The organism is Amycolatopsis rifamycinica (assembly GCF_000695625.1).
GTDB classification, from domain to species: domain Bacteria; phylum Actinomycetota; class Actinomycetes; order Mycobacteriales; family Pseudonocardiaceae; genus Amycolatopsis; species Amycolatopsis rifamycinica.
This window is the reverse complement of the sequence record NZ_JMQI01000041.1, coordinates 124,926-143,001: the sequence shown is the minus strand read 5'-3', so window position 1 is coordinate 143,001 and position 18,076 is coordinate 124,926. Positions and strand designations below refer to the sequence as shown.

The window sequence follows — 18,076 nt, the reverse complement described above, 5'->3', positions numbered from 1 at the left end:
GGGCGTGTCCTGTAAGTGGTTGAGCTGGTCTTCTGGTAGTCGTGTTCGGTGGTTGGTCGCGGTGAGTTGACGGACAAGGCATGGGCAGTGATCGAGCCGTTGCTGCCGCCGCAGCAGGGCGGCGGGCGGCGATGGCGGGATCACCGTCAGGTGATCAATGCGATCCTGTGGAAGCTGCGCACCGGTGCTCCGTGGCGTGACCTGCCCGAACGCTATGGCCCGTGGAAGACCGCGCATGAGCGGCTGCGGTTGTGGACCAAGGACGGCACCTGGAACAAGATCCTTGACCGCGTGATCGTCAAAGACGACGCCGTCGGCGACCTCGAATGGATCATCTCGGTGGACTCGAGCGTGGTCCGGGCCCACCAGCATGCCGCTGGTGCCCGGAAAAAGGGGGATGCAGCGACGGAATCGAAGCCCTCGCACTCGACGGGGAAGGGCTCGGCCGGTCCCGAGGCGGGCTGAGCACGAAGATCCACCTCGCCGTCGAGGGGCGTGGCCTGCCGATGCGGTTCCTGCTCACCCCAGGCCAGGCCGGTGACAACCCGCAGTTGCTGCCGTTGCTGGATGGCATCAGCGTCGCCCGGATCGGACCGGGCCGGCCACGCTGCCGGCCGGAGACGGTGATCGCGGACAAAGCCTATTCGCATCCTTCGACCCGCCAGGCGATGCGAGACCGCAGGATCGCCTTCGTCAGTCCCGAGCGGGACGATCAGATCACCCGCCGCGCGGCCAAGGGCTCCCGCGGCGGGCGACCACCCACGTTCGATGCTGAGGTCTACAAGCAGCGCAACGTGGTCGAACGGTGCTTCAACCGGCTCAAGCAGTTCCGTGACCTAGCCACCCGCTATGCCAAACGCGCCGCCTACTACCAGGCCGAACTGACCATCGCCGCCATCGTGCTCTGGCTCCGATGACTTACAGGACAGCTCCTAGCCGAGTAATGCGCAAGTCCGGGTGGTGAGCGGAGACGGACAGGCCTGCCGACTGCTGTTCCCCGCCTCCTCGCCCTCACCACCGCCATCTGGCACAACCGCGCCACCGGCCGGCCCATCACCCGATCACTGACCGCCTACGACCCCTGACCGAGTTACGCATTACTCGTCTGGCCGTCCACACGGGACACCCCGGTCCGGGCCGCCGACCGGTTGTCACGTTGTGTACCCGGTGCAACACGGGACTGCCGGTGGCTCGGAAGGGGCTCGGCCAGGTGCCGGAATGCACGTCCGGAGTGGACGTCGTTACAGACTTCACTCGTTAGGACGTTCCGATCGAGACATCGACCCTGCTCACGCGCTTCGGACTGACTTTCCGTAGCTAAAACTCTCCCGATCATTGCTCCGATGTGAAACTATTGGGCCGTTCGCGGGGAGAGGGCCTCGCGACGGGGGGACTCACCGTCACGGCAGCGTCCCCATGAAGATCCCCAGGGGAGAGGAGATCGACCATGTCGACGCCCACGGATGTCAAGCCGGAAGAAGTTCCGGAGCCCGTCCAGCCGAGCGAGCCCACGGTCCAGTGGACCGACTCGGACGGCAAGATCCACACCGAGCACCCGGTCCACACCGAGTGCGTGGGTGGCTGCTACCAGAAGGTCACCGCCTGATCGCACGCCGCCTGTTCGACGCCCGCCTGCTGATCTCTGACCGGTAGGCGGGCTTCTTTCTGCCATCGGCTGTGCTGTCATAAGAGGGTGCCTGTGACGAACCTGGACCCCCCGGAAGTCATCGAGTCGGTCCGCGCGCTCCAGCAAGCCGCCGCCGACGCGTCGTGTCTCGGGCGGTTCCACCAGGGGGTCAAGCACCTGCGGCGGGGCATGAGCCTGCTGGATTCGATCCACCCGGTCCCCGACGAGCACCGCACCGACTGGCTCGTCACGCGGATCAAGGTGGCCAGCACCCTGGCCGGGATGTCGTCGGAGATCACGGGGGACGTCGCCGCCGGGCTGGCGGGGCTGGACGACGTGCGGCTGCTCATCAGCGCCGTCGCCGACCCGGTCCTGCGCGCCGAGCTGAACGGCACCTTGAACCACAACTACGCCATGCGCCTGATGACCGTCGGGCGCAACGAAGAGAGTCTCGTTTCCTTCGACGCGTCGCTCGAGCACAAGGAGTTCCTGCTCGCTCAGAAGAGTGATCCGGCTCCGGTGATGCGCGGGTTCGTCATCACCCTCTACTCGCGCGGCTGGGTGCACACCAAGCTCGGCAACGTGAGCCAGGCCCGGGCGGACCTGAACCGGGCCCTGGAGCTGTCGGAGAAGTACGAGCTGTGGGGGCAAGCCGCCGATGCCCGGCGCATCCTCGGAACGCTGTCGCTGCGAACCGGTGATGTGCCGGAGGCGCTGCGGCTGTACGAGGAGAGCGAGCGGGCGTACCGCGCGCTGGATCTCGAAGCACCCGCCCTGCTGTCGATGGAACAGGCGCAGGCCCTGCTGACCGCCGGGCTGGCCGACGAGGCCGGGAGCCACCTCGACGATCTGATCGCCCGGATGACCGCGGAACCCAGCATCGCCAACCACCTCGGCAACGCGGAGCTGCTGCGGGCCTCGGCGGCCCTGCTGAACGACGACATCGAATTCGCCCGGCAGACGGCCGCCTCCGCTCGGCGGCTCCTGCTGCGGGTGGGGTGCCAGACCTGTGTCGCCAACGCGACCGTCCTCGGCCTGCAGGCCGACGTGCGCGAGGCGGTGGCGGGCGGGACACCGCCCTCCGCGCTGCCCGTGCGGGCCCTGCGCACCGCGGAAAAGATGCAGCATCCCCGTCTGGCCGAGCAGGCCGCCACCGCCCGCATGCTCGCCGTGCGGCTGGACATCCGCCGCGGCAACCTCAAGCGGGCCGTCGAGACGCTGCAGAAGGTCCCGCGTCCCGGGCAGCTCACCCCCATCGACTACCGGATGCTTCGCCGGCTCTGCCGGGCCGAGCTCGCCGTGGCCCAAGGTGACCGGGCCAAGGCGCTCACCGAGATCCGGTCCGGGCTCACCGAACTGGACGCCGTGCGGGATCGGATGGGTGGGCTGGACCTGGTCTCCGGGACCGCCCTGCACGGGCAGGAGCTCGCCGATCTGGCCGTCAAGCTGGTGCTCGACCGGCATGACGCGCGGCGGCTGTTCGTCTGGCTCGAACGGACGCGGGCGCAGACCTACCGCTACGAACCGCTCTCCGCCGGAACCGATCCGGAGCTCGCCGCGCGGGTGGCCGAGGTGCGGGGGCTCGGGCAGGCCATCCAGGAGGCCCAGCACGACGGGCACCCGATCGCCGGCCTGCGGGCGAAGTACAACGAACGGCTGCGGGAAGCGCAGCGGCTCGGGTGGCACACCGGGCGGTGGGGGCGGCCGCGGCCCGTCGCCGGCCTCGCCGAGGTCGTCGCGCGGCTCGGTGAACGGGCCATGGTCAGCTTCGCCGCCTCCGGGGACGAGCTTGTCGCCGTCGTCGTGGCCGGGGGTGAGTGCCGGCTCGTGCGGCTGGGGTCCGCCGGGGCCGCCGCCGAATCCGCGCGCGTGCTCAACGTCGACCTCGATGCCCTGGCGCCCGACAACCTGCCCGAGCGGCTGGCCGAGGTCGTCATGGCGTCGGCGCGCAAGCAGGCCGACAAGCTCGACGCCCAGCTCATCCAGCCGCTGGCCGACGTCATCGGCGATCGCGAGCTGGTCATCGTCCCGACCGGGCCGCTCTACGCCGTGCCGTGGGGGGTGCTGCCCGGGCTGCGGGGGCGGCCGACCGTCGTCGCGCCGTCGGCGACCGCCTGGCTCGCCGCCGAGCTGACGAAGTCGTCCCGGGCCCGCAAGATCGTGCTCGTCCGCGGACCCGGGCTGGCCGGTGCCCGCGGTGAGCTCGAGAAGCTGACCACGCACTACCGCACCGCGAAGACGATGACCGGCGCCAAGGCCACCGTGAAGTCCGTGCTGCGCGCGATGGACGGCGCCAAGCTCGCGCACTTCGCCGCGCACGGTGCGCACGAGCCGGAGAACGCCCTGTTCTCCCGGCTCGAGCTCGCCGACGGCGCCCTGTTCGGCCACGAGATGGCCGGGCTGCGGCAACCGCCGCGGCAGGTGGTGTTCGCCGCCTGCGAGCTCGCGATGAACCGGATCCGGCCCGGCGACGAGGCCCTCGGCTTCGCCAGCGCGCTGCTGGCCAGCGGCTCCCGGACGGTCATCGCGCCCCTGTCGCGCGTCGGCGACCTCGCCTCGGCGGCCGCGATGGACGACTACTACCGCGCACTGGCCGTCCGGGAGAGCCCGGCGCTCGCGCTGGCCGACGCGATCGCCGTCGACCCGTTCCGCCGTCCCTTCGTCTGCCTCGGCGCCGGCTAGGGCAGCTGGGCCGGCGGCGACCACACGAGCCGCGGGTCGGTCTGGACGAAGCTGCCGAGGAGCTGGTCGATGCGGGTGAGCACGTCGAGGTCGAGCCGGACGCCGGCGGCCTTGGCGTTCTCGGTGACCTGCTCCGGCGTGCTCGCGCCGGTCACCGCCGCGGCGACCGTCTCGTGCTGCAACGTCCAGGCCAGGGCGAGCTGGGCCATCGTCAGGCCGGCGTCGTCCGCGACGCCGCGCAGCAGCTCCACCCGCTCCAGCAATTCCGGCATGAGCAACGGCCGGGTGTGCGACGGCCCGGCCGCGCGCGAACCCGCCGGGATCCGCCCGCCCCGGTACTTGCCGGTCAGCACGCCCTGGGCGAGCGGCACCGAGGCGAACTGCCCGACGCCGATCCGCGCGCCCACCGGCATCACCTGGGTCTCGGGCACCCGCCACAGCATCGAATAGTGCGGCTGGTTGGCGATCAGCGGCACGTCGTACCGCGCTGCGGCTTCGTGGGCCTGCAGCAGCTGCTCGGCCGTCCACTCCGAGGTCCCGGCGTACCGGATCTTCCCCTGCCGCACCAGGTCCGAAAGCGCGAGGAACGTCTCCGCGACCGGCGTCCGGTAGTCGAAGCGCAGCAGCTGGTAGACGTCGACGTAGTCGGTGCGCAGCCGCCGCAGCGAGCCTTCCAGGGACGCGATCACGTGCTTGCGGCTCAAGCCCGCGTCGTTCGGGCCCGGGCCTTCCGGCCAGAACACGCCGGTGCACAGCACCAGGTCTTCGCGGCGAACGCCGGTGAACGCCGCCCCGAACGCGGCCTCCGCGGCGCCGCCGTCCCAGGCCGCCGCCGTATGGAACGTGGTGACGCCGGCGTCCAGCGCCGCGGCGACGCAGCCGGGCGAGCCGTGCGTCAGCCAGTTTCCGTAGGCGATCTCGCTGACGGCGAGCCCGCTCGCGCCGACCCTGCGGTACTCCACGTCAGCCTCCCACGGCCATCTCGTCGATCCACGCGTCGACCGCACCGGCCTTGCGGGCGAACGACTCCCGCACCGATTCGTGCGGCAGGATCAGGAATTCCTCTTCGCCGAGCCCGCGCACGACCGCCTCGGCGACGTCCTCGGGGTCGATGAGCGGCGCCGCGGCGGCGATGGCCAGCGCGGCCGGGTGGCCGGCGGCGATGCCGGGTTCCAGCAGCGCCGTCCGGACGCCGAGGGGGCACAACGCGCTGACCCGCACCCCGCGCGGCCGGTAGGTGATCGCGAGCCACTCGGCGAGCCCGACGGCCGCGTGCTTGGTGACCGAGTACGGCGCGTCGCCCGGGATGCCGAGCAGGCCGGCGCCCGACGCGGTGATCAGCAGGTAGCCCTCGCCGCGCGCCAGCATCGCGGGCAGCACCGCCTGCGCGGCGTGGACGTGCTGCATGACGTTGATCTCCCAGGACTTCTGCCACTGCTCGTCGGCCGCGTGCACGCCGGTGCCGAACGCGGCGCCCGCGTTGGCGCAGAACAGGTCGACCGGGCCGAACTCGGCGCGGGCCGTCGCGACCAGGGCCTTCAGGTCCTTTTTGGACGTCGCGTCGGCGGCCACCGCGACGGCCCGGCCGCCCGCGGCCGTGATCCCGGCCGCCACCCGGGCGGCGCCGTCGGCGTCCACGTCGGACACGACCACCCCGGCCGCACCCTCCGCGGCGAAGCGGCGGGCCATGGCGGCCCCGATTCCGTGTGCCGCGCCGGTCAGCGCGACCACGCGTCCAGTCAGTTCCACGCGGGCTCCAAATATTTCACGGTCGAATTGTCACGTGCGTGCGGGAAATGTATTTTCCGGTTGCGATGCGGGTGATAAAAGTGCTGGTCAGCGTCCTGATCGTGGCTTGTTCCACAGTTTTGCACGTTAGCACGAGTATTGCGTTTCCCGTGCCTGGTGCGTTATTCCTGAAGATCGCAACGCCCCGCGCACAGGAGGTCCGCCGATGGCCGAGCTCGTCCCGCCGTCGCACGCTCGCCGGCTCCGGTGTCTGGGGGTCGGTGATCCCGACGTGGTCGCCGCGGTCGCGCGCGGCGGCGGCCTCGGTGTCCTCGACGGCGCCGATCCGGCGCGGCTGCGGCTGGTCGCGGCCCGGGTGCGGGTGCCGTACGCGGTGCGAACCGACGGCCCGCTCCCGGACGGCGCCGCCTTCGCCGTCCGCACGAAAGCGCCGTGGACCGGCGCGCTCGCGGAGGTCGGGGACGTCGTCACGGCCGCCGAAGCCGTCCGCGGCGGCGCTCAGGGGCTCGTCGCCCGAGGCGGTGAGCTGAGTGACTTCGTTCTGCTGCAACAGCTTCTGAACACCTTCGACGTCCCGGTCTGGGGCCGTGCCGCCGGACCGAGGACGGCTGTGGGCGCGCTCGCCGGAGGTGCGGCGGGTGTCGTGGTGACGTCCACTGTGGACGTGTCGCGGATCGTCGGCGCGAAAGTGCCCGCCGCCGGGCTCGGCACCGGGTTGTGCCGGACGCTGGGCAGCGCGCTGCCCGTCGTCCAGGGCCCGATGACGCGGGTGAGCGACCAGCCGGGCTTCGCGGCCGCGGTCGCCGACGCGGGCGGGTTCCCGTTCGTCGCGGTGGCCACGGCGAACGGCGCCCGCACCGCGGAGCTGCTCGCCCGGACCGCCGAGCGCCTCGGCGACCGGCCGTGGGGCGCGGGCATCCTCGGCTTCGTGCCCGACGACCTGCGCGTCGCCCAGCTCGCCGCGATCCGGGCGGCACGGCCGCGCTGCGTGCTGGTCGCGGGCGGGAAACCGGGGCAGGCCAAGGCGCTGGAGGCCGACGGGATCGCGACGTTCCTGCACGTGCCCTCGCCGGTCCTGCTCCGCCAGTACCTCGACGCCGGCATCCGCCGGTTCGTCTTCGAGGGCGCCGAATGCGGCGGGCACGTCGGCCCGCGGGCGAGTTTCGAGCTGTGGGAGGAACAACTGGCCGTTCTCGACGGCGCGAGGGACGTCGAGGTGCTCTTCGCCGGCGGCATCCACGACGCCCGCTCGGCGGCCATGGTCGCCGCGATGGCCGCGCCGCTCGACGCCGCCGGCGTCCTGATGGGCACCGCGTACCTGTTCACCGAAGAGGCCGTGACGCACGGCGCGATCACCGGGCTGTTCCAGGAACGCGCGCTCGCCGCGGACGCCACCGTGACCCTGGAGACGGCCCCGGGCCACCGCACGCGGTGCCTGCCCAGCCCGTACACGGCGGAGTTCGAGCAGGTCAAAGCCGGTCTGGCCGACACGCCGGAAGCGTGGCAGCGGCTGGAAGAGCTGAACACCGGACGCCTGCGCGTGGCCAGCAAGGGCGTCCGCCGGGACGGCGAGGCGCTCGACGCGGCCACCCAGCAGGCCGAAGGGATGTTCATGGCGGGCCAGGTGGCCGTCCTGCGGAACCGCCGGACGACGATCGCCGAGCTCCACCGCGACGTCACCGCCGGGACGACGTTCGTCCGCCCGGAGGAGCCGGCGCCGGAGGACTCCGGCGACCTCGCGATCATCGGCATGGCCTGCACGTTCCCCGGCGCGCGCGACCTGCCGGCGTTCTGGTCGAACATCCTCCGCGGCGAAGACGCCGTCACCGAAGTGCCGCGCAACCGCTGGGACCCGGACGTCTACTTCGGGCAGTCGACGTCGAAGTGGGGCGGCTTCCTGCCCGCGCTGGACGTGGACCCGCTGGAATTCGGCATCCCGCCGTCGGCGATGGGCAGCATCGACCCCGCGCAGCTGGTGTCCCTGGAAACCGCGCGCCGCGCGCTGGCCGACGCCGGCTACGCGAACCGGGACTTCGACCGCGAGCACACGAGCGTGGTGTTCGGCGCGGAGGCGGGCGGCGACCTGGCCAACGCGGGCACCCTGCGGTCACTGCTCGACGGCTACTTCGACGAGGTGCCGCCCGAACTGCTCGCGCAGCTGCCGGAACCGACCGAGGACACGTTCCCGGGCACGCTGGCCAACGTCATCTCCGGCCGGATCGCGAACCGGCTCGACCTCGGCGGCGCGAACTACACGGTGGACGCGGCGTGCGGCTCGTCGCTGGCCGCGCTGGACCTCGCGGCGAAGGAACTGCGCGCGGGAACGAGCTCGCTGGTCCTGTGCGGCGCGGTCGACCTGCACAACGGCATCCACGACTACCTGATGTTCACCTCGGCGGGAGCGCTGTCGCCGACGGGCCGCTGCCGCCCGTTCGACGCCGCGGCCGACGGCATCGCACTGGGCGAGGGCGTGGCGTGCCTGGTGCTCAAGCGCCGGTCCGACGCCGAGCGCGACGGCGACCGGATCTACGCACTGGTCAAGGGCGTCGGCGCGGCGAGCGACGGCAAGGCCCTCGGCCTGACGGCACCCCGCCCGGAAGGTCAGCGCCGCGCGTTGGAGCGGGCGTACCGGGACGCGGGGGTGTCGCCGGCGGACGTGGGCCTGGTCGAGGCGCACGGCACGGGAACGGTGGTGGGCGACGCCACGGAGCTGCGCACGCTGACGGGCTTCTTCACGGAGGCCGGCGCGAAGCCGGGTTCGTGTGCGCTGGGTTCGGTGAAGAGCCAGATCGGCCACACGAAGTGCGCGGCGGGCCTGGCGGGGTTGATCAAGGCGGCGCTGGCGCTGTGGCACGAGGTGGTCCCGCCGACGCTGCAGCTGACGAAACCGAACGAGGCCTGGGACGCGGCGGCGAGCCCGTTCACGTTCACGACGAAGGCCCGCCCGTGGGCCGACCCGGCCCGGCTGGCGGGGGTGAGCGCCTTCGGCTTCGGCGGGACGAACTTCCACGCGGTGCTGGGGGCGGCCCCGGTGGCGCCGGACCGTCGGCACGGCTTGCGGGACTGGGCACCGGAGGCGGAGAAGGCCCTGGCCGAGCTGGAACGCACGGTGGAGGGGAACCGGCCGCAGGCCGGACGGGGTGGCGGCGAGGTTCGCGCGGGCGGAACCGGACTCGGCGCGGCCGCAGCCGATCCCGGCAAGGTCGCCTTTCTCTTCCCCGGCCAAGGCAGTCAGCGCACCGGGATGCTCACCGAGCTCTTCGTCCACTTCCCCGAGCTCGCCGAAACCCTCCGCCTCGCGCCCGACGTCGCCGCCGCCGCCTTCCCGCCCAAGGCCTTCTCCGCCGAGGCGGTCGAGGCGCAGGAAGCCGCGCTCACCGACACCCGCGTGGCCCAGCCGGCCCTCGGGCTCGTCGAAGTCGCCGTGGCGCGGCTTCTCGGCGAACTCGGTGTCCACCCCGACTTCCTCGCCGGGCACAGCTACGGCGAGCTGGTCGCGCTCTCCGTGGCCGGGGCCTTCGGCACCGAGACCCTCCTGCGCCTCAGCCGGGCCCGTGCCCACGCCATCGCCCAGGTCGCCCGGCCCGGGACCATGGCGGCCGTCAAGGCGCCGCGTGATGCGCTCACCGCCACCCTCATCGGCCCCGACGTCGTCGTCGCCAACCACAACGCGCCCGAGCAGGTGGTCCTGTCCGGGCCCGTGGCCGCGGTCGAACGGGCCGTCCGGCGGCTCGCGGAGACCGGCATCAGCGCCCAGCGAATCCCCGTCTCCTGCGCCTTCCACAGTCCGCTGGTCGCCGGCGCCGGCGAGGTCTTCGCGCGAGAGCTCGCCGGGGAAGACGTGACGGCACCGCGGAAACCCGTGTGGGCCAACCGGACCGCCCAGCCGTACCGAGACGACGTCCGCGACGAGCTCGCCGCGCAGATCGGTGCCCCCGTGCGGTTTCTCGACCAGATCGAAGCCATGTACGAGGCCGGGGCGCGGACCTTCGTCGAGGCCGGGCCCGGGCGGGTGCTGTCGCGGCTGGTGAAGGACATCCTCGGCGACCGGCCGCACACCGTCGTCGCCTGCGGGCCCGACCTCGCCGGCTTCCTCGCCGCGCTGAAGAAACTCGCCGAAGCCGGTGTCGGCGTCCGCACCGAGCGGCTGGCCCGGCCGAAGCCGCCCGCACCGTCCCCGACCGCCTGGGCCGTCGACGGGCGGTCCGTCCGCGCGCCCGGCTCCGGCACGACCGCCCTGCCCCCGGCCCGACGAATCCGGAGTACCGCCATGACCCAGCCCGCACCCGGGCGCGACCAGGCGATCGTCGACTTCCTGCGCACCACCCGCGAGCTCGTCGCGGCGCAGCGGGAGGTCATGCTCGGCTACCTGGGCAGCGCGCCCGCCCCCGCCTCGCTTCCGGTCGTCCCGGAAAAGCCGACAGCAGAACGAACAGCGGAACGGACAGCGGAAACCGCGGCGGAGCCGGCGCGAGCACCGGAACCCGCGGCCGCCGACGTCATGAGCACCGTGATCGGCGTGATCAGCGAACGCACCGGCTACCCGGCCGACATGATCGCCGCCGACCTCGACCTCGAAGCCGACCTTTCGATCGACTCCATCAAGCGGACCGAGATCGCCGGCACCCTGCTGTCCCGGCTCGGCCTGCCCGCCGACGACCGCACCGACCAGCTCAGCCGCGACCGCACGGCCGACGCCCTCGTCGCGCACCTCGAAAGCTGGCTGTCACCGGAACCGCCGGCCGCCCCGCCGCGCCGGTACCGGCTCGAACGGGTGCCCGTACCGTTGGACCCGGATCCCGGGCGGCTGCGCGGGAAGACCGTGGCCGCACCGGACGACGCCGTGCGCGCCGCCTTCGCCGCGGCCGGGGCGGAGGTCGTCACCGGGGACGCGGACATCACCGTGCTGTTCGCGCGCGACCTCACGGACGTGTTCACCCGGCTCAAGGCGCTGCGGGGGACGGTTCTCGTGGCGGCGGAGCCGGACACCGTGCCCGGGCTCCGGGGCCTGGTGCGGTCGGCCGCGCGGGAGCGCGAAGGCGTGACGCGGCTCGTCGAGGTCACCCAGGACGTGGCCAAAACGCTGGTCGACGAGGCCCTCAGCGACGGCCCGGCGGTCGTCGGCCACGACGCCGCCGGCCGCTTCACCATCGAGCCGCGGCCGGCGGACCTCCCGTCGATCGCCTACGCCGGTGCCGGTCCGGGCGGCGGTGAACTCGCCGCGCTGGGCCTCGGCCCGGACTCGGTGGTGCTGCTGGTCGGCGGGGCCCGCGGGATCACCGCCCGCGCGGCGGTCGCGTTCGCCGCCTCCGGCTGCCGTCTCGAACTCGCCGGGCGGACCCCGTGGCCGGGCGAGCCGGACGACCTGCCCGGAGACCCCACGGCGATGCGCGCGGTGCTGGCCGGGCGCGGCGGCTCGGTCGCCGAGATCGAACGCCACGTGCGGACCGTCCTGGCCCAGCGCGAGATCGGCCGCACCCTCGACGAGATCCGTGCCGCCGGGGGGACCGCGGGATACACCGCGCTCGACGTGCGCGATCCCGACGCCGTGCGGCGCCTGGTCAAGAACCTCCCCAGCCGGCTCGACGGCGTCGTCTTCGCCGCGGGGGTGATCGACGACAAGCTCATGGCGGACAAGGACGAGCAGTCGTTCCGGACCGTCTTCGGGACCAAGGTGGACGGTGCGCGGGCTCTGCTCGACGCGCTCGACGCCGCGCCGGGGTTCGTCGCGTTCTTTGGCAGCATCGCCGCGGTGCTCGGCAACCGCGGCCAGACCGACTACGCCGCCGCCAACGACGCTCTCGAAACCCTCGGAGAAGCCTGGCCCGGCCGCGCCGTCACCGTCCACTGGGGACCGTGGGCGCCGGAGGGCGACCACGCCGGCATGGTGTCGCCGGAGCTGGCGCGCGAGTACGAACGCCGGGACGTCGCCCTGCTCGACCCGGCTGAGGCCACCGCCGCCCTGCTGCGCGAGCTCGCCTACGGCACGGACCGTTCGGTGCTCTACACGGCGTCGCTGTGGTGACCCCGGTCGCCGTCGTCGGCATGGGCGTGTTCCTGCCCGGCGCGTCCACACTGGACCAGTACTGGCGGAACCTGGTGGCGGGCACCGACGCCGTCACCGACGTCCCGCCGCACCGCCGCGACCCCGGCTTCCACGGCCGCGACGGCGCCGCGCCGGACCGCACGCACGGCCGCCGCGGCGGCTTCACCCCGGACACGCTGGAGTTCGACCCGGTCGCCCACGGCGTCCCGCCGACGTCCCTCGAGGGCACCGAGCCCGACCAGCTGACGGCGCTGGCCGTCGCGGTCGGCGCGGTCGCGGACGCGGGGGGCCTCGGCCGGCTCGGCGACCCCGAGCGGATCGGCGTCGTACTCGGCCGCGGCGGGTACCTCTCGCCCGGGCTGCAGGGCTTCGACCAGCGCGTCCGCACGGTCCGGCAGATCACCCGCACGGTCGGCGAGCTGATGCCGTCGGCCGGGCCCGCCGTGCTCGAGCGGCTGCGGACGGCGTTGCTCGAACCGCTCGGCGAGTTCCGGCCCGAGACGGCCGCTGGGCTGGTGCCGAACCTCGCCGCGGCGCGCGTGGCGAACCGGCTCGACCTCGGCGGCCCGGCGTACACCGTGGACGCCGCCTGCGCGTCCTCGCTGGTCGCCGTCGACCAGGCGATCGGCGAGCTGACCCGCGGCCGCTGCGACGTCGTCCTCGCGGGTGGCGCGCACCAGACGCAGGACGACACGTTGTGGTCGCTGTTCACGCAGCTCGGCGCGCTGTCGCCGAGCCAGCGGATCAGCCCGCTGTCGCGCGAAGCGGACGGCATGCTGATCGGCGAGGGCACGGCGATCGTCGTGCTCAAGCGGCTGGCCGACGCCCGCCGCGACGGCGACCGCGTCTACGCCGTGGTCCACGGCAGCGGCACGTCGAGCGACGGGCGCGGGGCGAGCCTGCTCAGCCCGTCCGTCGCCGGGCAGACCCTCGCGCTCCGGCGGGCCTGGGCGGGGCGCGATCCCGCGGAGATCGGCCTGCTGGAGGCGCACGGCACCGCCACGCCCGCCGGGGACGCCGCCGAGCTGACCACCGTCGCCGGCTTCTTCGGCCCGGCGGACGGCCCGCGGGCGGTGATCGGCTCGGTCAAGTCGATGATCGGGCACACGCTGCCGACCGCCGGGGTCGCCGGGCTGGTCAAGGTGGCGCTCGCGCTGCACCACGGCGTCCTGCCGCCGACCCTGCACTGCGCCGACCCGAACCCGCTGCTGGACAAGACGCGGTTCCGGGTGCTGGCCGAGGCCGAGCCGTGGGGTGCGCTGCCCCGCGTGGCCGCGGTCAACGCGTTCGGTTTCGGCGGGGTGAACGCTCACGTCGTGCTGGAAGCCGGCGACCCGGCACCGAAGCGGCGGGTGCGCGTCGGCGAGCCGGAACGCGTGCTGCGCCTGGCCGCGCGCACGCCGGCGGAACTCCTCGACCGGCTCGACCGGCCCGGCGACGGCGACGGCCCGTGCCGGATCGGGATCGTCGGCCCCGACGAGCGCAAGCTGGCCACCGCCCGCCGGGTGCTCGCCAAGGTGGCGGCCGAAGGCCGGTCGTGGCACGGCGCCGGCGACGTCTGGTGCAGCGTCGACCCGCTGCTGCCCGGCGGGAAGACCGCGTTCGTCCACCCGGGACTCGAGGCCGGCGGCGAACCGCGGCTCGACGACGTCGCCCGGCACTTCGGCCTCGACCGGCCCCGGTGGTCGACGGCGAGCGTGCTCGACCGCGCGGCGAGCGTGTCGGCGGCCGGGCTGCTGCTCGACGACGTCCTGCGGCGGCTGCGGATCCGGCCGGACGCGCTCGCCGGGCACAGCGTCGGGGAGTGGACCGCGATGCAGGCCGCCGGGATGTACACCGCGGCGCCGGACGCGGTGGCGCGCTACTGGCCGGACGGCTTCCGGCTGCCCGAGGCGGACTACCTCGTGCTCGGCGCCCCGGCCGCGCGGGTGGCCGGGCTGTTGCCCGGTGACCTGGTCATCTCCCACGAGAACGCGGCTCAGCAGACCATCGTGTGCGGGCCGCCGTCCGCCGTCGCGGACTTCGCGGCGACCTGCCGGGCGGCCGGGATCGTGGCGACGACGCTGCCGTTCCGGTCCGGCTTCCACACCCCGCTGATGCGGCCGCACCTCGCGCCCTTCGCCCGGCTCGTCGCCGACCTGGACCTGCGCGCCCCGAAGCTGCCGGTGTGGTCGGCGACGACCGCGCGGCCGTACCCGGCGGACCCGGACGACGTCCGCCGGCTCTACCTGGACCACCTGCTGCGCCCGGTCCGGTTCCGGGAGCTGACCGAAGCTTTGCACGACGCCGGGTTCCGGGTGTTCGTCCAGGTCGGTGCCGGGCAGCTCGGCTCGTTCGTCACCGACACGCTGGGCGAGCGGCGGCACCTGGTCGTCGCGGCGGCGTCCGGCACCCGGTCCGGGCTGGCGCAGCTGCGACGGCTCACCACCGCGCTGTGGACCGAAGGCGGCGACCCCGATTTCGCGGCGCTGGAACCGCGGCGGATCCGGCTCACGACCGGGAATTCTCTGCTCTCGCTGGGTGAATCGGCTCGCGGCCTGCTGGACGAGCCGAGCCTGGCCGCCGGGGTCCCGGACCCGATCGTCGCCGAGTTCACCGCGTTGCTCACCGAGACCCGCCAGGCCGCGGCGGACGTCGTCGCGGCCGCCCGCCGCCGTGTTGAGTCCACTGTGGACGTCTCGGTGGCGGCCATGCCGAACCTGCGCGACCACCGGTTCTTCCGGCAGCGCGACGACTGGCCCGACGAGGCCGACTTCCGGCCGGTGGTGCCCGCGACGACCCTGGTCGACCTCGCCTGCCGGGCGGCCGAGCGCAGCTGGCCGGGCACGACGGCGGTCGCGGTGCGGGACGCGGTGTTCTCGCGCTGGCTCATCGCCGCCCCGGCGCAGCGGGTGCCGCTGTCGATGACCCGCGACGGCGACCACGTGACCGTCGAAATCGGGCCGTACGCGCTGATGACCGTCGAGCTGGGGACGTTCGCGCCACCGCCGTCGCGGACCGCGGTGCCCGGGCCGGAGACCACGCCGCCGCTGAGCGCGGCCGAAATCTACGCGCGGCGCGAGATGTTCCACGGCCCGGCCTACCAGGGCCTGGCCCGGCTGACCGGGCTCGGCGAGCAGCACATCCGCGGCGAACTGGTCGTCCCGGAAGCGCCCGGCGGGCTGCTCGACAACGTCGGCCAGCTGCTCGGCTGCTGGCTGATGGCCACCCGGTCCGACGGCCTGCTCGCGTTCCCGCGCTCGATCGGCCGGCTGACCTGGCACGGCCCCGAACCGGCGCCCGGGACGCGGCTGGAGTGCCTGGTGCGGGTCCGGCTGCCGCGGCCGGACGTCCTGGAGATGGACGCCGAGCTCGTCTCCGGCGGTGACGTTCTGGCGACCATCGCAGGCTGGCGGGACGTCCGGTTCCCCTGCGACCGCGCGGCCCACCGCGTCTACGCGTTCCCGGCGGAGCACCTCCTGGCCGAACGGCGGGACGACGGCTCGGTCGCCGTCACCGACCGCTGGCCCACGGTCGCCGCGCGGGACATCTACGCCGGCGTCTACCTCAGCGGCGAGGAACGCGCCGAGTTCGCGGCCGTCCCGCCGCGGCGGCAACGCGGCTGGCTGCTGGAACGGATCGCCGTGAAGGACGCCGTCCGCGCGCGGCTCGGCGAACCCGTCTACCCGGCGGAAATCCGCGTCCACGACGACGGCACGGTGTCCGGACGGCACCGGAACCTGCCGCGCTTCACCGTCTCGGCCGAGTTGAAGGGCGACACCGCCATCGCACACGTCAGGAGCACTTCATGACCATCGACCACGCGTCCGCCACGTTCGACGTCGTCGCCGAGCTGCTCGCCGAGCTCGTCGGCGACGCCGAGGTGCTCGGCATCGAGATCACCCCGGACACGACGTTCCACGAGGACCTGCAGCTGGAGTCCATCGACCTGGTGACCTTCGCGAGCATCCTCTCCGAGCACTTCGGTGCGGACGTCAACCTCGCCGAGCACCTGGCGGAGAAGGACCTCGACGACGTCATCGGCCTGACCGTCGGCGACATCGCCCGGTTCGTGGGGGAGCGCACGTGCCCACGATGACCGTCAACGGGCTGCGCACCAACGTGCAGCTCGTCCCCGCCGGCGGCACCGAGACCGTGGTCTTCCTGCACGGCATGGGCACCGACAGCCTGGCGAGCTTCTACCTCACGCTGGCGCCGCCGGTCGCCGCCGCCGGCATCGACGTGATCAGCTACGACCTGCGCGGGCACGGCAAGACCGAGCGGCCGGAACGCGGGTACACCCTCGGGGACTTCGTCGCCGACCTCGACGACCTGCTCCGGCAGCTCGGCGTCGACCGGCCGGTGCACCTGGTGGGCAACAGCTTCGGCGGGACGCTCGCCTACAGCTACGCCGTCGCCCATCCTTCGCGGGTGCGCAGCATCGTGTGCATCGAGTCCGAGCCCGCGACCGAGGTGTGGGCGGAGAAGATGAGCGCGATCCTCGCGCACACCGTGCGGTTCCTGCAGGTCGAGGAGAGCTTCGACTGGATCGAGGCGAACTTCAGCGCGCACCACCGGCGGCTGGCGCGGATGGCGGCCGAGCGGATCACGTCGACGAAGATGGCCGAGGAGGTACCGCTCGGGCCGTTGCTCAGCTGGGAGCAGGTGGCGGCGATCGGCTGCCCGGTGCTGTCCATTTTGGGCAGTCACGGCTACCAGGCCGACGACCTCGAAGCGCTGACGTCGCTGCTGCCGAACGGCGAGCTGCACGTGTTCGAGGGACAGGGGCATTCGGTGCTGGTGGAGCAGCACCGGCAGGTGCGCGAGCTGGTGCTCGCGTGGATCGAACGGCACGCGGCGTGAAGTTCCTGCTGGTCGTGCCGCCGCTGGCCGGGCACGTGGCGCCGTTGCGCGGGGTGGCTTCGGTGCTTTCCGCGCGCGGCCACCAGGTGGCCTGGTGCGGGCCGCAGCCGGAACTGTCCACCTTGGTCTCCGGCCGGGTGTTTTCGGCGGGGGACTCGGCCCCGTTCGCCGTGGCGCTGCGGCCGCCGGGGCTGCGCGGGTTCGCCGCGTTGAAGTACCTGTGGGAGTCGTACCTGGTGCCGCTGGCCGACGCGATGGTGCCCGGGGTGCTCTCGGCCGTCTCTTCGTTCCGGCCGGACGTGGTCGTGGTGGACCAGCAGGCGATGGCGGGGGCGCTGGTGGCCGCGCGGTGCGGCCTGCCGTGGGCGACCTCGGCGTCGACGTCGACCGAGCTGGCCGACCCGCTCGGGTCGCTGCCGAAGATCGCGTCCTGGGTCTCCGACCTCCAGGCCGGGCTTCGCGCCCGCCACGGCGTCCTGCTCGGGGACCTGCGGTTCTCGCCGCACCTGGTGCTGGCGTTCACGACCCGCGCGCTGGCCGGGGAATGCCGGTTGGCGGTGCCGGTGGCGTACGTCGGGCCCGTGCTGTCCCCCGCGAGCGGCGGGTGGGCCCCGGCGGACGATCGCCCGCTGGTCGTGGTCACCCTGGGGACGTCGAACGACGCGGCGGGGACGCGCTTCCTGGCCGAGAGCGTCGACGCGCTGGCGGGACTGCCGTCCGTGCGGGGGCTGGTGGTGGACCCCACGGGCTCGCTGGTGAGCGAGAGCGTGACCGTGGCCCGGTGGATCCCGCAGGTGGCGGTGTTCGCGCGGGCGTCGGTGGTGGTCTGCCACGGCGGCCACAACACGGTCTGCGAAGCCCTGGCGGCCGGCGTCCCGCTGGCGGTCGCCCCGATCCGCGACGACCAGTCGATGCTGGCCCAGCAGGTGGTGGCGGCGTCGGCGGGCGTGCGGCTGCGGTTCGACCGCGCCAAGGCGGCCGACATCCGCGACGCGATCGAGTCGGCCGGCCAGTACCGGTTCGGCGCGGAGAAGATCCGCGAGTCGTTCAAAGCCGCCGGCGGAGCCGAAGAAGCGGCCACCCACCTGGAATCCCTGGCCCACCCGTGATCGAGAGGCCGACACGCGTGA

The 18,076-nt window shown here is 73.5% G+C and carries 10 protein-coding genes; 8 read left to right on the top strand and 2 right to left on the bottom strand.

What is annotated here, in order from left to right; all coding sequences use genetic code 11:
- The first annotated feature begins 48 nt into the window (after positions 1–48).
- The 3 genes from DV20_RS44090 (at position 49) to DV20_RS19445 (ending at position 4,309) form a co-directional block, all read left to right on the top strand.
- Positions 49–917, top strand: a protein-coding gene (locus DV20_RS44090; protein ID WP_235190703.1) for an IS5 family transposase whose coding sequence is annotated in 2 segments (ribosomal slippage) — positions 49–420 and positions 423–917 — 867 coding nt in all. Because the reading frame shifts where the segments join, the coding sequence is not laid out codon by codon here.
- A 530-nt stretch (positions 918–1,447) separates the two neighbouring features.
- The gene (locus DV20_RS45895; protein WP_167344386.1) at positions 1,448–1,606 is read left to right on the top strand and encodes a hypothetical protein; all 159 of its coding nucleotides are present in this window, start codon (positions 1,448–1,450) and stop codon (positions 1,604–1,606) included.
- Positions 1,607–1,699: 93 nt separating this feature from the next.
- On the top strand, positions 1,700–4,309 hold the full coding sequence (locus DV20_RS19445) for a CHAT domain-containing protein (protein WP_043782205.1): 2,610 nt from the start codon (positions 1,700–1,702) through the stop codon (positions 4,307–4,309).
- Here DV20_RS19445 and DV20_RS19440 read toward each other — a convergent pair.
- Positions 4,306–5,271, bottom strand: a complete 966-nt coding sequence (locus DV20_RS19440) for an aldo/keto reductase (RefSeq protein WP_043782204.1) — start codon at positions 5,269–5,271, stop codon at positions 4,306–4,308. The two genes, DV20_RS19445 and DV20_RS19440, sit on opposite strands and share 4 nt — an antisense overlap.
- Before the next feature lies 1 nt (position 5,272).
- A complete protein-coding gene (locus DV20_RS19435; protein ID WP_043782203.1) occupies positions 5,273–6,058 on the bottom strand; it encodes an SDR family oxidoreductase in 786 nt (261 codons plus the stop codon).
- Between the two features lie 205 nt (positions 6,059–6,263).
- On the opposite strand from DV20_RS19435, the gene DV20_RS19430 reads away from it, so the two are divergent.
- The 5 genes from DV20_RS19430 to DV20_RS45890 are packed head-to-tail and all read left to right on the top strand — an operon-like array spanning position 6,264 to position 18,055.
- Complete coding sequence (locus tag DV20_RS19430; protein WP_043782201.1) at positions 6,264–12,083, top strand: type I polyketide synthase; 5,820 nt, start codon at positions 6,264–6,266, stop codon at positions 12,081–12,083.
- 20 nt (positions 12,084–12,103) lie between these two features.
- Positions 12,104–15,895 (top strand): beta-ketoacyl synthase N-terminal-like domain-containing protein, encoded by a 3,792-nt coding sequence (locus DV20_RS19425; protein WP_051736051.1) that lies wholly within the window; start codon positions 12,104–12,106, stop codon positions 15,893–15,895.
- Positions 15,892–16,182, top strand: a complete 291-nt coding sequence (locus DV20_RS19420) for a phosphopantetheine-binding protein (RefSeq protein ID WP_043782199.1) — start codon at positions 15,892–15,894, stop codon at positions 16,180–16,182. The genes DV20_RS19425 and DV20_RS19420 overlap by 4 nt, the downstream gene beginning before the upstream one ends.
- The gene (locus tag DV20_RS19415) at positions 16,170–16,946 is read left to right on the top strand and encodes an alpha/beta fold hydrolase (protein WP_043782197.1); all 777 of its coding nucleotides are present in this window, start codon (positions 16,170–16,172) and stop codon (positions 16,944–16,946) included. Before DV20_RS19420 ends, DV20_RS19415 begins: the two co-directional genes overlap by 13 nt.
- Positions 16,922–18,055, top strand: a complete 1,134-nt coding sequence (locus tag DV20_RS45890) for a glycosyltransferase (protein WP_235190887.1) — start codon at positions 16,922–16,924, stop codon at positions 18,053–18,055. The genes DV20_RS19415 and DV20_RS45890 overlap by 25 nt, the downstream gene beginning before the upstream one ends.
- The last annotated feature ends 21 nt before the right edge of the window (positions 18,056–18,076 follow it).

Coding starts and splice junctions, on each gene's coding strand:
- DV20_RS45895 (WP_167344386.1), top strand. CDS start 1,448: ATGTCGACGCCCACGGATGTCAAGCCGGAAGAAGTTCCGGAGCCCGTC.
- DV20_RS19430 (WP_043782201.1), top strand. CDS start 6,264: ATGGCCGAGCTCGTCCCGCCGTCGCACGCTCGCCGGCTCCGGTGTCTG.
- DV20_RS19425 (WP_051736051.1), top strand. CDS start 12,104: ATGGGCGTGTTCCTGCCCGGCGCGTCCACACTGGACCAGTACTGGCGG.
- DV20_RS19420 (WP_043782199.1), top strand. CDS start 15,892: ATGACCATCGACCACGCGTCCGCCACGTTCGACGTCGTCGCCGAGCTG.